18 protein-coding genes are annotated in these 16,891 nt (G+C 34.7%); 4 read left to right on the top strand and 14 right to left on the bottom strand.

The genetic code is table 11. From position 1 onward, the window contains the following. Positions 1 to 34: 34 nt before the first annotated feature. Positions 35 to 1,915, bottom strand: coding sequence for an ABC transporter permease (locus tag AC2CGR_RS05055; RefSeq protein ID WP_484480594.1), 1,881 nt, complete (start codon positions 1,913 to 1,915; stop codon positions 35 to 37). 271 nt (positions 1,916 to 2,186) lie between these two features. Here AC2CGR_RS05055 and nadE point away from each other — a divergent pair, with 271 nt between their 5' ends. After that, positions 2,187 to 3,005 carry an ammonia-dependent NAD(+) synthetase gene (gene nadE, locus AC2CGR_RS05050; protein ID WP_000174883.1) on the top strand — a complete coding sequence of 273 codons (819 nt, stop codon included), beginning with the start codon at positions 2,187 to 2,189 and terminating at the stop codon, positions 3,003 to 3,005. Positions 3,006 to 3,050: 45 nt separating this feature from the next. Here the strand turns inward: nadE and AC2CGR_RS05045 are convergent, their stop codons facing one another. The 4 genes from AC2CGR_RS05045 to AC2CGR_RS05030 form a co-directional block, all read right to left on the bottom strand. After that, positions 3,051 to 3,512, bottom strand: coding sequence for an NUDIX hydrolase (locus AC2CGR_RS05045; RefSeq protein WP_000024988.1), 462 nt, complete (start codon positions 3,510 to 3,512; stop codon positions 3,051 to 3,053). 23 nt (positions 3,513 to 3,535) lie between these two features. Then, a complete protein-coding gene (locus AC2CGR_RS05040; RefSeq protein ID WP_001048099.1) occupies positions 3,536 to 3,733 on the bottom strand; it encodes a DUF4083 domain-containing protein in 198 nt (65 codons plus the stop codon). 106 nt (positions 3,734 to 3,839) lie between these two features. Beyond that, positions 3,840 to 5,000, bottom strand: a complete 1,161-nt coding sequence (locus AC2CGR_RS05035) for a transglutaminase domain-containing protein (RefSeq protein WP_087968168.1) — start codon at positions 4,998 to 5,000, stop codon at positions 3,840 to 3,842. Positions 5,001 to 5,145: 145 nt separating this feature from the next. Next, on the bottom strand, positions 5,146 to 5,898 hold the full coding sequence (locus AC2CGR_RS05030) for a YwqG family protein (RefSeq protein ID WP_131101949.1): 753 nt from the start codon (positions 5,896 to 5,898) through the stop codon (positions 5,146 to 5,148). A 223-nt stretch (positions 5,899 to 6,121) separates the two neighbouring features. On the opposite strand from AC2CGR_RS05030, the gene AC2CGR_RS05025 reads away from it, so the two are divergent. Next, a complete protein-coding gene (locus AC2CGR_RS05025) occupies positions 6,122 to 6,268 on the top strand; it encodes a YjcZ family sporulation protein (protein WP_000540425.1) in 147 nt (48 codons plus the stop codon). A gap of 87 nt (positions 6,269 to 6,355) precedes the next feature. Beyond that, positions 6,356 to 7,321, top strand: coding sequence for a patatin-like phospholipase family protein (locus tag AC2CGR_RS05020; RefSeq protein WP_087968170.1), 966 nt, complete (start codon positions 6,356 to 6,358; stop codon positions 7,319 to 7,321). A 111-nt stretch (positions 7,322 to 7,432) separates the two neighbouring features. Here AC2CGR_RS05020 and AC2CGR_RS05015 read toward each other — a convergent pair whose 3' ends face one another. Continuing rightward, the gene (locus AC2CGR_RS05015; RefSeq protein ID WP_000816383.1) at positions 7,433 to 7,600 is read right to left on the bottom strand and encodes a DUF3933 family protein; all 168 of its coding nucleotides are present in this window, start codon (positions 7,598 to 7,600) and stop codon (positions 7,433 to 7,435) included. A 12-nt stretch (positions 7,601 to 7,612) separates the two neighbouring features. Continuing rightward, positions 7,613 to 9,055, bottom strand: coding sequence for an aminotransferase-like domain-containing protein (locus AC2CGR_RS05010; RefSeq protein ID WP_087968230.1), 1,443 nt, complete (start codon positions 9,053 to 9,055; stop codon positions 7,613 to 7,615). Positions 9,056 to 9,173: 118 nt separating this feature from the next. On the opposite strand from AC2CGR_RS05010, the gene AC2CGR_RS05005 reads away from it, so the two are divergent. Beyond that, entirely contained in the window at positions 9,174 to 9,788 is a 615-nt protein-coding gene (locus AC2CGR_RS05005; RefSeq protein WP_087968171.1) for a LysE/ArgO family amino acid transporter, read from the top strand. A gap of 53 nt (positions 9,789 to 9,841) precedes the next feature. On the opposite strand, the gene bcbE is transcribed toward AC2CGR_RS05005, so the two are convergent. The 7 genes from bcbE to AC2CGR_RS04970 form a co-directional block, all read right to left on the bottom strand. Continuing rightward, positions 9,842 to 11,071 carry a bacillibactin exporter BcbE gene (bcbE, locus tag AC2CGR_RS05000; protein ID WP_131102727.1) on the bottom strand — a complete coding sequence of 410 codons (1,230 nt, stop codon included), beginning with the start codon at positions 11,069 to 11,071 and terminating at the stop codon, positions 9,842 to 9,844. 236 nt (positions 11,072 to 11,307) lie between these two features. Further along, positions 11,308 to 11,514, bottom strand: a complete 207-nt coding sequence (locus AC2CGR_RS04995; RefSeq protein ID WP_000113545.1) for an alpha/beta-type small acid-soluble spore protein — start codon at positions 11,512 to 11,514, stop codon at positions 11,308 to 11,310. A gap of 125 nt (positions 11,515 to 11,639) precedes the next feature. Further along, positions 11,640 to 12,482, bottom strand: a complete 843-nt coding sequence (gene asbF / locus AC2CGR_RS04990) for a petrobactin biosynthesis 3-dehydroshikimate dehydratase AsbF (protein WP_029439390.1) — start codon at positions 12,480 to 12,482, stop codon at positions 11,640 to 11,642. A 37-nt stretch (positions 12,483 to 12,519) separates the two neighbouring features. Next, entirely contained in the window at positions 12,520 to 13,503 is a 984-nt protein-coding gene (gene asbE / locus AC2CGR_RS04985) for a petrobactin biosynthesis protein AsbE (RefSeq protein WP_484480593.1), read from the bottom strand. 23 nt (positions 13,504 to 13,526) lie between these two features. Next, positions 13,527 to 13,802, bottom strand: coding sequence for a petrobactin biosynthesis protein AsbD (asbD, locus tag AC2CGR_RS04980; protein ID WP_087968174.1), 276 nt, complete (start codon positions 13,800 to 13,802; stop codon positions 13,527 to 13,529). Beyond that, a complete protein-coding gene (gene asbC, locus AC2CGR_RS04975; protein WP_087968175.1) occupies positions 13,799 to 15,037 on the bottom strand; it encodes a 3,4-dihydroxybenzoic acid-AMP ligase AsbC in 1,239 nt (412 codons plus the stop codon). The genes asbD and asbC overlap by 4 nt, the downstream gene beginning before the upstream one ends. Then, positions 15,024 to 16,862 carry an IucA/IucC family protein gene (locus AC2CGR_RS04970; protein WP_484480592.1) on the bottom strand — a complete coding sequence of 613 codons (1,839 nt, stop codon included), beginning with the start codon at positions 16,860 to 16,862 and terminating at the stop codon, positions 15,024 to 15,026. Before AC2CGR_RS04970 ends, asbC begins: the two co-directional genes overlap by 14 nt. Positions 16,863 to 16,891 lie beyond the last annotated feature (29 nt).

The following is a 16,891-nucleotide window of genomic DNA, read 5'->3' as shown; positions in this document are numbered from 1 at the left end:
TAGAAAATTTTGTACTCAAGTTAAAAAAACACATTTAACGAATACGTAATCTCTCTTTCAATTGTTTTAAATAACGAGATCGAATCAGTAAGAAATATACAACTTGAATTCCTATGAAAATACTTAATACAATCGCATTTTCTTTAAATAGTGAGTACTCAAACATCTGTCCGAGTGCAGTTAACGCTACTGCCCCGTGTAATGTTGCAACACATATTGGAACGAAGAATAAAAGTCCCAATCGGATTGTAACTACTTTCGATAATTCTCCGTTCGTTAAGCCTACTTTTCGAATCATTTCAAACAAACGAGCATCATCCTCCAAATCAGAAAACAAACGGAAATAAAGGAAGCTTCCTGCACATACGAAAAATACAATACCAATAAAGAAACCTACAAATAGAATTGGTCCTGCAATTTGTAAGCTTTGGTTTTGTTCGTACTCTTCTGCACTAAACGTTGTATGTTCTTCATAAGGCTTCATCTGATGCGTTAGTTCTTTACCAACCTCAATTTCATCTTTCGTCCCTTCTGTTTTGTACACATAATCTTTTTCCTCTTTAAATCCATCTTGTAATGCATCATACTGATTGTTAGAGATTACATAAACGTTACCTCTTATTATTTTACTTAATGAAGAAGTATTAACTTTTTTCACTTTTAATGGTTCATTCAAATGTGGCAAAGCAATTTCTTTTCTTTCTTTCATCGGTGGTCCTGGTATATCGACTGTCAAAAATAAAGCTTCTTTTTTTGATACCGCATGAAAGGGTTCTCCTGTTAACTTCGCATATTCCTTATAGTCTGATTCCTTTATAAAGGTGGCGCTTTTTAACGACCGCTCCTCTGTTTTCTTCGTCGAAATATTAGTTTTTGAAGCTGCTATACTATGTTTCTTTAATCCTTCGTCAATCATCTTCAAATGCTGTGATTCATTACTATTTTCTTGCTTAGAATGATAGTGAAACGCAATTGGTCTCTCCATAATTGCCTTTGTCATTGATGTAAAGCCCACTAATGTACCTATTGCTGAAAATGCTACAGTTGAAATGATGGTTACAATAAAGAACATTCTTGCGTTATCTCTCATACGGTAAGCTAAATCTGACAACGTAATAATATTTGTCTGTGTCCAATAGAAACGTTTACTTTTTTTACACAGTCTAATAATAAAGACACTCAACTGCTTATACAGCAAATACGTACCAATAATGACTACCGTTGTAACAGGAATCATCATGATAAATACCATTGCACCGTGTGACATAAGTGCTCCTGCATATCCCGCACTAAGCAATATGACTGCTAATATAGAAGAAATAATGGATGCTTTCGGTTCCGGCTTCGCTTCTGCCGATCCTCTAAACAATTTCATAATTTTATTCTTCCGAATCATTCCTGCACTAAACAATGAAATGATCATAAATAATACGAAAAACATAATACTCGTTACAACAATGGCTTTCATTGGTATGTAATAAGCTAAGGAAATATCTAACTTTAATATCATCGGAGCTACAAATATTAGTATTCCTGAAAATAGCATTCCAGCTACAATTCCAAAGATAATTGCCCCTATCCCAATCATAATATTTTCAAAAAAGATAAGACGCTTTAATTGATATTTCGTCATACCTAACATCATTAAAATTCCTAGTTCACGCTTTCTCGTTTTTAAAAACATTCCCATCGAATATAAAATAAAGAAAAATGTAAATAAGTAAATAATGGACTGTGCAAAAGACATACTTACGAACACGTACTTGCCCAATTGTCCAGCACTTAATGCCGGATGAAACGCAAAAAATGAATACACAAAAAAGGCCATAATAGCAAATGCACTACTTAAAAAATATGCTGAATATGTTCGTCTATTTCGCGTCACATTCCGATATGCGAGTTCTCTAATATTCATATTACTTCTCCGCCCTTCTACTAACTATGTTCTTATATTAGTAAAGTACGGAAATACCTTCCATCGATTCAAATGACAAAAACCTTACATTATTGAAAGGTTTCAAAAAAATTGCTTAAACGATGCAGTTTCATTATAATGACTACATTCATATTCATACACACATCCTATTGTATATTCGTTAATTTTGCGAAATAATAAAGGATAGAAGTATGTACCAATATACATATAAACTTATTTACCGCTTTAATATGAATAGGAGGAAAACATAATGACATTGCAAGAACAGATTATGAAAGCATTACACGTTCAACCTGTAATTGATCCGAAAGCAGAAATCCGTAAACGTGTTGATTTCTTAAAAGATTATGTAAAAAAAACAGGTGCGAAAGGATTTGTACTTGGAATTAGTGGCGGACAAGACTCTACATTAGCTGGACGTTTAGCTCAGCTTGCAGTGGAGGAAATTCGTAATGAAGGTGGTAACGCAACGTTTATCGCCGTGCGCCTTCCTTATAAAGTGCAAAAAGACGAAGATGATGCGCAATTAGCATTACAATTTATTCAAGCTGATCAATCTGTTGCATTTGATATCGCTTCAACAGTTGATGCTTTCTCAAATCAATACGAAAACTTATTAGGTGAATCATTAACAGATTTCAATAAAGGTAACGTGAAAGCACGTATCCGTATGGTTACGCAGTACGCAATCGGTGGTCAACAAGGGCTACTTGTGATTGGAACAGATCACGCTGCAGAAGCTGTAACAGGATTCTTTACAAAATTCGGAGATGGTGGTGCAGACCTATTACCATTAACAGGATTAACGAAACGCCAAGGACGCGCTCTATTACAAGAATTAGGTGCAGACGAGCGACTTTACTTAAAAATGCCAACAGCTGATTTATTAGATGAAAAACCAGGTCAAGCTGATGAAACAGAGTTAGGTATTACGTATGATCAACTTGATGACTATTTAGAAGGTAAAGCAGTTCCAGCTGACGTTGCAGAAAAAATTGAAAAACGTTACACAGTAAGCGAACATAAAAGACAAGTACCAGCTTCAATGTTTGATGATTGGTGGAAATAAATAACATATAAAAAGAAGCTAATCTCATTAGCTTCTTTTTATATGTTAGCGATACATTCCTACTCTTTTCTCTAGTAAGTCCTGCAAACAATCCTCATGTTGTTGATTAAACAATGGTGGCATTTTGTTTAGTGGGAAAAACTTCAAATCCAACGTTTCATCACCGTCTATTTTTTTCTCTCCTCCGGTAATTGAGCATGAAAAGAATATTAAAATGGACTGGGCTCTGTCTCCATTTGGATATGATTGAAAATATTTTGTGTACACACCGATAAGCTCATTTATTTCTACATCATAACCTGTCTCTTCTTTTATTTCTCGAATCGCAGTTTCTGCGGCAGATTCTCCAATTTCCATTGCCCCTCCAGGAAATCCCCAAGCGTTAAAATCGCCTCTTTTTTGCAGCAATATTTCTCCATATTCATTCAATACACAACCACCCGCAAAATTTATGAGAACACAGTCATGCCCTACTTTTTCACGTAATTCTTTTATATAATTAGCCATACTCTTCTCCTTTTCATATATCGCTATTTCTTATCTTTTTCAAGCAATTCAATAATTCGATCTAGCTTCTGATTCATATGCATCACCTGTTGTTTTTTTACGGCACTGCTTTGTAATACTCTTTTAATAAACAAAGTAAATGATATGAAAAACAAAACGATAAGTCCGATTACTAAACAAGTATATATCAATGTAAATATATTACTTTCGAACAAGTTCATTCAGCATTCACATCCTCTCTTTTTATTTTATCACATAATTCTTAATATTTTAAAGTGATCAAAAAACATAAAAAGAGCATCTTTTACAGATGCTCTCTTTCACCAATTAATACGTAAACGTAATTGTAGCTAACGAATAACCCGCCATAGCACTATAAGGCGCTACTTGATAAGACACACGCTTTGCACCCTTTGGCCAATTTATTTCATTTAATACTTTCTTTATATCTTGCATCGTCCCATCCATAGACTGCTTATATCGCACTTCTACTTTTTCTGGTTTAGCTGCAAACTGTTGCTGTAACTTTTTCTTAAATTCACTGTAATTGTCTGCCCCGTATTGTGCAGACAAATATTTTAAATTTGTTTCTTTTAACATTTGTTCATACGCAGCAGTTTTTAAACTGCCCGCTTTTATTTTGTTTGTTAATTCGTTAAAGTAACTTGTAGTTGCTGCTGGATATTTACTACGATCCCAATCGTGGTCTTTACTTAATTGCTCGTCAGACATATTAAAATATGAATATGTTACGCGCCCAGCTTTATCTGGTACTGGATCATCGAATGTTGTATCAAGATGATACCATTTGTTTTCAATGTTTACTAAATTCCATGCGTGAGCTTGTCCATTTCCTGTACCTGTTACAATATGGTTTTGGATACCTGCTTCTTTTAGCAATTCATATGTTAATAACGTATATCCTTGGCAAACGGCAGAGCGATTCGCTAATGCTTCATATGCTGTATATGCTTGATAAGACGTATCATACGATACATGTTTTACAACGTAATCATGAATAGCTTTTACTTTCTCATGCTCATCCATCCCTGGTTTTACAATCGAGCCGATAATCGCTTTTGCCTGAGATTTCACATATTGTGTTTGCTCTTTCGATTCACGGTACTTCACTTGCAGTGTAAACGTATAGTTTCCTGGTAACCCTTTAATGGAATATCTAGTAGACGCTACATTATATTTTACATACTCATCTGCATCTACAATTTTATTAAACTCGCCATACAATTGATCCATAATACTTCTAGCATTTCTATCTTTTGTTTTATATGTGATTGTAATATTTTCTTCTCGATTATCAATCTGTTTTTTTAATTCTTTTTTGAAATCATTTAACAACTTTGTATCTGATTGCGATGTCGCTACAGTTTGATTTGTAGCTGCATAAGATACAGATGACGCGTGTAAGCCCCCCATTACTATAGTTGAACAAAGTGCGGCAGCTGTCACATACTTACTTGTCTTTCCCATCTCGTCACTCCTTACATTCTATAACTATACGAAAAAGTATCGTATAGTTTCAGAGTATACAATACTTTTTCGTATAGGTCATATGAGATTATGCATATTTAACATTGTAAAAGGGTTGTTCTTTTTACAAGAACAACCCTTTTCATTAACAAGTTTGTAATACACAACACGCATTTTCAAAATGTCGATTTTTCAAGTCTTCATTTCCTATACAGAAATAAAGCATCCCTAAATCTCCCCACATCATATTACAATTTTTAGTATCTGAATCAATTTGGAATAAAAGCGTCATTTGCTGCGGATCTATGTCCATATATTGTCCAGTCTCGTACAATACCTCATTTTGTACAGAGAATGGTTCTCCAAACATTTGATGGTTATCGTAGTTATCTGGGATTAGTTCTTCAAGTAATTGCAAGAAACGATCTGAATCAGCCTCATCTTCAATGAAAAGCTCTGGCAATTTATACGTTAGTTCAAAAGTAGTTGCACACTGGTTATAATTCGGTTGCAATTCATCTGCTCTTCGTAATTGCTCTACAGGAACATCATAATAAAGTACACGACCTGCTTCAGTTGGATTCACGTCTTCTTCAAAATAATTTTCAATAGTAAAGAAATATAGCATCCCTGTCTTAGGAAGGTCGTGTTCCATACCAATACTTTGTAAATCCTTTAAATTAAATTGTGCAATAAACTGTAACGGATTTCCTTTATGCGTTGGATATTCAAATGCAAATGGCAAATCAGGAATTCCTCCCATTTTCGAACTACCTATCGTAACGGTTCTCTCCTGCCTTGGCACAACTATCACACAAGGAAATACAGTATTAATAAGTTCCTCTTTTAAATGTGTCAGCCCATATTTATCAATTAATACTTCAATTTGTTTATTCATACATTCTCCTTATATTTACATACTTATTTGTATCATCGCACAAAAATTATACTCCATTCTTCGCAAAAACAACAAGCCTTCAAAAAACGGGCTCTTCCTCCATACGCGAACAAGTTTAAAAAAGCATAGTATACATTGTTCCTACAAACACGATAGTTCATTATTTCTTCCAGTACATTTTCCCCTCGTTCATTTTTATTTTTAATTTAAGGAGGAATTCCACATGGGTTACGGATATAGTTGCGGCGGTTACGGTTACGGCGGTAGTTGTGGTGGATGTGGTTATGGAGGTTTCGCTTTATTAATCGTTTTATTTATCCTTCTAATCATCATCGGAGCTAGCTGTTGGGGCGGCTTTGTAGGCTGCTAGTAAATTTAAAAACTATTGTAAAAAAGCACGTACTATACGTGCTTTTTTTCCATTTTCAAATTTTTCACGTGAAAGGAAGTATGATTTATGAAGATTGATGGTGTTTTTGAAGGAGGCGGTGTACGCGGAATTGCGCATGTAGGGGCAATTTGCGCGTTAGCTGAAAAAGGCTATGAATGGGAACGTGTAGCTGGAACATCAGCTGGTTCGATTATCGCTGCGCTCCTAGCAGCAGGATACTCTTGCTCAGAGCTAAAAACGATTATAACAGATATTGATTATAATAAATTTACGAAGAGAACCTTTATTGACAGAATCCCATTTATCGGAAAAGGATTAAGCGCATGGACTACTCTTGGTATTTACTCTAATATTTTTATCGAAGAATGGATTGAAGAATTACTTCGAAAAAAAGGAGTTCACTTATTTACAGATTTACCTGATCTAAACAAGCTTAAAATTATTGCTTCTGATATAAGTAATGGTAAAATGGTTATCTTTCCTGATGACTTACCGAACTACGGATTTTTAAATTATCGCTTCTCTATTGCTAAAGCTGTAAGAATGAGTAGTACAATCCCCTTCTTTTTTGAACCAGTAAAATGGAGAACCCCTAAATGGAAGCAACCTTGTTATATGGTTGATGGAGGGATTTTAAGCAATTATCCGATTTGGATTTTCGACTCACCTACCTCTCCTCGCTGGCCGACTTTTGGATTTCATTTCGTAAAAGATGAGATCCAAGCTGATCCTGCCCACTATAATGAGCCTATCTCCATGTTCAAAGGACTATTTAAAACGATGATGCAAGCCCATGATTTACGTCATTTAGACAAAGAATCTAAAGCAAGAACAATTACAATTCCAACAGGGGCCATTACTAGTACAAACTTTGAGTTAACAAAGGAAGAGAAAGATTGGCTTTACAATTCTGGTTATAATGCCGCAAATAAGTTTTTACAATCGTGGAACTTCAGACAATATATTGATAAATATAGAAACGGAAATCAGGACCGAAAAACGAATCGTTATTTCCGTCAACTTGACTCATAACACTATTATTTTTCATACGAGAACACGTAACGCTTTCAAAAAAAATAAGCCTAGTAATATTATATATATTACTAGGCTTATTTACTTCCTGTATAATTTATTATACATTGGTTACGGATACGTTAAACCTTCAGCTTCCTCTGCAGTAATAACTGTGTATCGATTTCCAGTTCGTAATCCTAACAATTCTGCTTTTTCAATTGCCTCTTGCTTCGTCTCCGCATAAGCAGCTAAATATTTTTCTCCATTGATAATTTGGCAAATTACATATTGTTTCATTACTTTCTCCTCTTACTTTTTTATTAATTGTGCAAGTTTTTTTATACCTATTTCAATTTCTTCTAACGTTGCGTATGAATAGGATAGGCGCAAAAATTGATTTGCACTTCTATCATACAAAGTACCTGGATTTAATAAAATCTTTTCTTTCAAAGCTTTGTCAAATAAGCTACGGTTCGAAACGGATACATTCATATGTAACCAAATATAAAAACCACCTGTCGGTTCATACCATGTTGCTATTTCACTACAATACTTCTTTAACATACTCACCATAAAGTCCCTACGTTTTGTAAGCTCACCTCTTACAAACTGTAAATGTTCTTCATACAATCCATCTTTAAACCACTCGGCGGCAATTTGCTGCGATATAGAACTCGATCCATAATCTGTTTGCATTTTTATGTCTGCCAATCTTTGAATGACTGGCTCAGATCCAACAATCCATCCAATTCTTAATCCTGGACTAATTACTTTAGACATACTTCCAATATGTAGTACGATCCCATTTTTATCATATGCTTTTAAAGGTTTCGAAATAGGAGCATCAAACCATAAGTCTTGATACACTGCGTCCTCTATAATAGGCAATCCAATCTCATTGCATACCTCCATCACTTCTGTCCGCTTCTTCGTATCCATACTAAAATTCGTTGGATTATGAAAAGAAGGGATTGTATATAAAATAGAAGCATTAAATTGCTTCTTATATTTCGCAATATATGACACATCTAGCCCACTCTCATCCAATGGCATTCCAATTAAACGTATTCCTGCTGATTGAAAAACATTGAGAGAGTATAAATATGATGGTTTTTCTAATAAAATTGACGCTCCTTTCGGAAGAAGCCCAATAGAAATAAGTTGAAGCGCTTGAATTGCTCCTGAAACAATCAATATAGAGTCAGGAGATACATATATACCATGTCCTTTTAAATAGTCCGCAATTTGCTTCCTTAAATTAAGATTACCTTTTGGCTGTTCATACCCAAGTATCACGTTTGATTTTAAAAGCTTATTCATTACTACTTTCATCTTTTTTTCAGGTAAAAGACTTGGCGCGAGCTCACCTGTTCCTAAACGAATTACATGCGGATAAAACTCAGCTTGATTAATCTCTTGAATAGCAGGCAGATTCGGATAATGAATTCCTGTTTCTACATAAGACTGCCAATTAGGCGGGGGTGCGTATGTTGAAGCATTCTCATTATTATTTACAACAATTGTTCCTTTCCTGCCATTCCCTTCAATGTATCCCTTTGCGACTAGTTCATCAAAAGCCATTACAATCGTACTTCGATTCACACCAAATGTATGTGCCAAATCTCTTTGTGAAGGTAATTTCGTTCCAACAGTCCATTCTCCATTAACGATTTTTTCTTTTATATACGTTTCTATTTGTTTATACAAAGGAGTCGCTAGAGACGTATTTTGTTTCCAAACGAATCTTTCCATCATATCACCTTACATTCTTTTTGGTTGGCAACCTCCCCAACCGTATGGATGGATACAAATTTTCATTTCTTCTATACAATATACACTATCATAATGAATTTAAATAGGAGGTAATATGATGGGTGAAGCAATTATTCATGGTATCATTCTTGCATTTGGTCTTATTATTCCATTAGGCGTCCAAAATGTTTTCGTCTTTAACCAAGGTGCGAGCCAACCAAACATTTGGAGAGCAGCTCCTGTAGTATTAACTGCCTCTATATGCGATACGTTACTCATATTAATTGCAGTGCAGGGTGTCTCCCTTGTACTACTTACTTTTTCTTGGCTAACTAACACGTTATATATGATTGGCTTTTTCTTTCTCCTATATATGGGGTTGGTTATTTGGAGAAGTAACCCTTCCAACGATATAAAACAAGAAATAAGCATGCCAGTAAAAAAACAAATACTTTTCGCTGCATCGGTTTCATTATTAAATCCACATGCAATTTTAGATACAATCGGTGTAATTGGAACAAATTCGATTCAATACATAGGAAGTGAAAAATGGGCTTTTACAGTTGCTACTATTATTGTTTCTTGGATTTGGTTTATTTGCTTAGCTTTAGCGGGGAAATTTTTAAAAAGGCTAGACTCAACCGGAAAGACAATCGTATTATTAAATAAATTTTCTGGTCTCATCATATGGGGGGTCGCGCTTTATATGTTAAAACAAGTTATTTATTCCTAATGAACGAAAGAGAATTGCATGTTACTGAAAGCATCATGCAATTCTCTTACAAATTATGAAGTAGGTTCCGGTTTCTGTTTTACCGTCTTTGCATCTTTTGCTGGTTTGATCCAAATGATCGCTATAGCAGCACCGATCCCAGCGAATATACTTGTTAAATAAAATACTTCATGGTCAGCACCTTTCATGAAAAAAGAATATAGAGGTGGTCCAGCTGCTACACCGATAAATCGCATTGAACTATAAAATGACGTAACCGTTCCCCTTTGCTCCTTTTCAATTCCTTGTGTAATTAAAGCATCTAAACATGGGAGCGCCATACCAATTCCTATCCCCATAATAACGAGACAAAGAAGTAGTAAATAAATCCCTTTTATAAATAAAGGAATAATGACTGATACAGCTGCCATTAAAAAACCAATATAAATACATTTCTTCATCACATTTTGATTATCTCCAATTTTTTTACCAGCCATATAGGAACTAATTGACAGTACAAGTAATGGGATCGCAAGCACACACCCTTTCCATATACCATGAATGTCATACTTTGATTCCAGTATAGTTGACAAATAAAAGAGAATTCCGAATAAAATAAGCATAATAATTGCACCTAATGCAAAAATGGCAATTAACCATCTTCCTTTTTCACGAAACGTAGTAAGAATTGATTTTATAAACTCTTTAAGTGGTGGTACTTCTCCCTCTTGTTTCTTTGCCTTTACTAGAACAAGTAATAAAACAATTGATACTACGCATAAAACTGGAATCGCCCAAAAGGGTAAGAACCATACAACGGCAGCAAGAGCAGACCCTAAAATAGGGCTCAGAACTTTCCCAAATGTATTGGATGTTTCTATGATTCCTAAACCTGTACTAACTTGTTTTTCATCCTTGTATAAATCACCAACACACGGTATAACAACTGGCATTGCACCAGCAGCACCAATACCTTGAATCGCTCTACCAATCAATATCCAAGTGTAGGGATTATCCACTTTCCAAGATACCCAACCAGTTATCGCTCCTCCTATAGCCGCAATCAGCAAACTCGGAACCATTACCATCTTTCGTCCCCATCTATCTGATAAATAACCAGCAATCGGTATAAGTAGAATGGCTACGATAGAGTAAATTGTAATAATCATGGATACTTGAAACGATGAAATATGTAATTTCTTTTCAATAGTCGGCAAGATTGGGATGAGCATTGAATTCCCTAATGTCATAACAAGCGGAACTGATGCAAGCGCAATTAAACAACAGTTTTCTTTTTTTAACATGTTGGCTTCGAAACCTTTCATCATATATTTCTTACCATATAATAGCCCTGCTGGAACGTAATTTTTCATTCCACCAGGGCTATTACATCTTTACTACTTCCCATTTACAACAAAAGAAATTGGGGGAAATATAGTATTATTTCTATTCTTTGAATCCAGTTCGCAATATATTCATACCAATTAATTGAAAAAAAAAGAAAGGAAGAATCCTTCCTTTCTCCTATAACCTTCTACAATTAGCGAGTATATCCGCCACCAAGTTGTTGTTCTGCCATCGCTACTAGGCGTTTAGTGATTTCACCGCCTACAGAACCGTTTGCACGTGAAGAAGTGTCAGCGCCAAGTTGTACACCAAACTCTTGTGCAATTTCATATTTCATTTGATCTAAAGCCGCTTGTGCTCCATGTGATGCTAATTGATTAGAATTACGATTTCTAGCCATTACCAATCACCTCCTTATTTATATATAAATTGTGTTAAATTTCAATTTAAATACATGGTAATTTTTGGTTATTTATATTTTTAAAAAAGAGTCTCTACAATGAGAGACTCTTACATCATTTTATATTAAGAGGTTACTACTTCTAAATTTCTATTTGTTAATACTTTCATTTCTTCTTTTAATATATCTTTCGTATTATTTCCAAACCATTCAAGTGAAGCGAAATGCTCAGTATCTCTCACTTCCTGAATAATCTCATCATAATTTACGATACCTTCAAATAATGGAACCATACCAGTACGACTTCCCGCTGCTGCATATACATTACTCGGTTCAAACACATGTAAATAATCTGCTGACGATATATTCTTAAAATGGTAATGTTGTATCCATGGCTTTAGTTGATGAAAGCTGTCTATTGGCTTTGCTCCAGACTCCCATATATGAAGAAAATCAAGATTTATTTTCAAATTCGGATGATTTACTTCGCCTAATAGTTCCAAAGTAGAAGGCAACGTATCCGTTAACGTATTTGGATGTGTTTCTAAAAGTACATACATATTATGCTGAGCAAATAAATCACAAATCATGCGAATACGATTCACATACTCCTTTCTCTCCTGTTCCGAGAAATCCTCACTACCTTTTTGTCCAGCAAACGTACGAATTTTGTTCGTTTTAAACCAATTAGCTAGTATTGCAAGTTGTTCACATTTCTCTATCGTTTTTTCAAAATCTGCTGATAATGATATGTCTAAGTAATCACTTATCATCGTAATTTCCAAGGTTTTATCCTTTAAACAATTCAATTCTCGTTCTGTTGTTTCATACTCTTGCATATACAAATTTTGCGCATGAGTCCCCCACAATTCAATTCCTTCAAAACCGTTTTCGTATGCAAATTGAACAATATCAGTAAATGAAATTAATTGATGGCGAAATGAAATGGTACATAGTGAATATTTCATAGGTTTGAACTCCCTTATCTTAAATTCAGTTAGCTTTTTAAAATACTAAGACAGACTCGTTTGATTTCATTTCTTTCCATGATAAAAATTGTTTCTCTAATTCTTCCTTAATTTGCAGTTCAATTGCATTCATTTCATCCAGCTTTTCAACAATTGATAATAACATACCTTTATTTTTCGTCATTGCCATTTTAATTGCACGATACTGTACATTTGTAAATCCTTGTACAATATCCTCTACCCGATCACACCAATAATCAAATTCTTGCTCCGAATATTGCAACGTTTCACGGAAGTATGCAAAGGCATGTTCATAACTATATTTACGAATTGCAAGTACTGGTATTTGTTTTACTGCCGCTACAAGACCAGAAAGTGAATACCCTTCTTCTTCATTTGCCATTTTTATAATTAAGTTTTTCAGCTCCATAGTCAGTTCATTATCGTCTCTTTTGAAAGTTTCTATGAAATAACGTGCTACCATTTCTGCTGTTGGCTCCCGAATTTCTTCTACATCAATGAAATACCCTCCACCAAATGGGGTATCTTGAACAGAGTGAAGTACTTTTTCTCTTTCCATATTCCCTTCCCAGCGAAAATCGGGATCTAGCATGAACCACTCTTCTTCTTTCTCTGTCTTCGATATCATTAAATAATGTGGAAACGGTTTTTGATGAAATTTATTTTCCCTTTCTGGTAATAGAGACATATCAACCATTACAATGACATAGCGATTCTCTGGCTTATTTTCTACTAATTGTAAAAACGTTTCTACATTGCTATCTTTATCTTTTGCATGATTATACCATTCGTTTACTTTCATACCGTACAACTTTTCGTACCATACTAAATAATGATCATGGTTAATATTTTCCGAATGATACGAAATAATGCCGCCTTCTGTTATATCAAAATCGCCGTCCCATAGTCCAAAATAAAAGGGACGAAAATCTATGTCGCTACGCCTTTTTATAATTTCACAAAAACAACTCACTAAACAATGTACTTTAATTGATGTCATACTCTCATCCACTTTCCTAAAGGTTAGTTATTCACATTTATGTCCTGTAACGGCTGTAACTCTTCCATAAAATCAAGCAAAGATCCTACGGTAAGAAATGCTTTTGGGTCTACCTCATCCTCTGGAACGCATAGCATTACATCCATTTCTATGTAAACTATGAGTTGTAACATCATTACCGAATCAATATATAAATCTTGGTTTAAACGCATCGTTTCTTCTAAATGCGTTACATTTTTCAGTTCCATTTTTTCTGTCATAATTTTTAATACAGCATCCTTTAACGCTTCCCGCCTCATGTTGCAACCTCTCCCATCTCTAGTAACTTTCTACTTACTTTTCCAGTTTTATTTTTCGGAATTTCAGTTACACTTTCAATCTCATGCGGAACTTTATAAGATGGTAAATGCTGCATACACCATTCTCTTATTTGAACTGGATCAATATGAGAGATTACTTTCGCTTTAACAACTTCGCCCATCACAGGATGTTTACCTCGATATACAATTGCCTCTTGCACACCTTCCAATCGAAGCATCGTTTCTTCTACCTCTATAGGAAACACTTTTAATCCTGAAACGTTAATTACATCATCCATACGCCCCATAAAATGAATGCCACGCTCAGATTTATACCCTAAATCTTTCGTGAAAATTTCCTTATCATTGATTTTCACTACGATTTCTTCCGGTACATTTTCATCTGAACTGATGCTTATACTCGCATGAGGTAGAGGGTTTCCTAAATCTAAATGGCTTTTCATATCATGGCATATACTAATACAACCTGCTTCAGAACAACCGTATTGCTGCATCATATATGTTGTCATTTCTTTTAGTTTATAAAACAATGCTTCTGGCAAAGGCGCTCCAGATGTCATAATTTTATGAAACTGAAACGTTCCTTGCGGGAAACTTCCCATAATATGTAGCATAAGTGGTACTGCATATATGATATGTTTTTCTGTATTGCGAACTATATTTAATGCGAATTTAGGGTTTTTATTCGTAATGACGATAGGTTTGCTTCCCCTCGTAATTGCAGATAACGTACCACATATGAGTCCGTATGAATGTGAAACAGGAGCCATAACAATCGGCACTTCATCTACTTCACAGTTTAAAGCCTCATTATAAGCAGTAATTTCTGTATCCACTTCTGTCCATGCTCTACGAATCAGTTTCGGTTCTCCCGTAGTTCCAGAACTATATTGCAATAAAGAAGGCTCTTCTGCTAAAAAATTCACCACTTCTAATTTCGTAAAATCGCTATTTTCTCCATATAAAATTCCGATACAATTTGCACGCTTCGCCATTTCAATAGCCGTTTCTTTTGGCGTATCTTCATGTATAAGTAACACTGACGATTTCTTTTCTTTTAAGTAAAACACAAGCGTAATAATATCGAATGGATTTTTCAGACAAAGCGCAAATCTATTTCCTGCTGCTTCTTGAAATTGTTCCATTTCCTCATAACCTTGTAATCTCGAATCAAAATCACTTTTGCTATACTCTTCTTTATTAATGATTAGCATAATTTCCCCCTGTAACAACTGATTTTTGTTCCATAAGTTGCTTTGCTCTATACAATGGATTTGGAACTTCGTGAACAAGCGATTCCACATCCCTATATAATCGGCGCTTCGTTAATTGCTCAGCATTGAATGTAGGATTGTATAGTTGAATACTTTCAAACCTACCTTTCAAGTATGGATATTTTCTAAAATGATTTTCAATTTCCTCAACCACTATCATCCAAAAAATTTCTTCTTTCCATTCATATTCATCCGCAAGTACGAAAGCTAATTCTCCTACATTAAATAAGAACAGTGCATCTAGTACCATCTCTTGTAAACATTCGATACGATCCATTTCAAAGAAATCATTTATTTTTCCATTTGCATACGTTTTATGCATTTTAGTAAAGTCCGGACATTTATTCATTTCTTTTAAGAATGGACGATAAAACTCAAGTCCTTCATGGAAATCCTTTAATGCAATACGGACAGGTAGTCCTTCTTTATGAGCTAAAATCATATTTTGACCGTGTGATTCTAATGCGATCCCATGCTCTACAACAAGATGTATAACTGGTATTATCGCTTTTTGAATAAGTAATCGTAGCCAATTTTCTATCCCATATTTGTTTAACCATGCATCAATAACTGGTGTCCCGTCCTTCTCTTTTGCATATAATCCGTTAAAAGGAACTGCATCTTCTTGCTCATCTAAATAATGATGAACACTTTCACGCCAAATACACCCTATTGAGCCATATGTGACTTTTTTATTCGTATCATACGTTACACTCGAAAATTCCTTTAGCAAAATTACACGTAATTCATCCCTTAAATAAGTATCCTGACTTATGACATCACTTAACCAATTCGATATAGCTGGTGCACTCGCAACTGAATATGGTTTCAGCGTACGGAGTGTTGAAGTGTTAAGTATGTTCAGCGATAACTTTACATATGGTCTCTTTGGATTTGTAACATTTCTTAACGTTCTCATCGACTGTTGCGCACAATAATCGTCTGCTGATTCCCCTAAATAAATAATATTTTTATCTTGTATATGATCAGCGTAATTAGGAATGATAAAATTTTCCCACTGCCAAGGATGAACAGGTATAAACATGTACTGTTTTGGATTACATCCCGCGCTGTAAATTCGTTCCTTATACGCTTTTAATTTACGCTCGCCTACTTCGCCTTTTAAAATTTTGTCATAAATCACTTCATTTCCATAACCTACAGTCGCATATTTTTTATGCGCTGCAATCCATATAAATTTTATTGGCCTCATAAATTCATATCCATATTGAAAATTGTCACGATATTGAAACCCAATGCGCGCTTTATAACTAGGATGATAGGGATGACCATCTATTAAATGACTTTCAAACTCATCGTAAGATTTTTGAATGTATTCTTCCTTATTATTTCTTTCATATTGTGCAATCGTGTCTTTAAATATCGTTTGTTCTAATTCGTGAATAAAAGAATCTAATTTCGTTTGTTCTACGTTAACAACCCGAAAAACTTCTTCCAAAAATTGCGAAACTGATTGTACTTCTTGTTTTTCCTCTTGAACTCTTACTATTAATGAATCTATAGAGATGCGTCCAAATGTCATTCGTTCTCTTCCGTAACATTCGTACGTGACAATTTCGTTGTCCTCATCAAGTCCTTGTATAAGAAAAAGAATTTGTTCTTCTTTTTCTATACGAACTGGCGTAATGATCGCCTCATAAATTAACGACTCTACTAATTGACGTAACACTCTTCTTCGTACTGAAATGTAATCTTCTGACTCAAGCGCTTTCAATATTTTCGTATGATACATGTCCATTCTCATAACCCCCTCTACCTCGCGATAAATACCAT

Source organism: Bacillus sp. LSHTCR4 (assembly GCF_057197025.1).
This window is presented reverse-complemented; position numbering and strand designations above follow the sequence as displayed.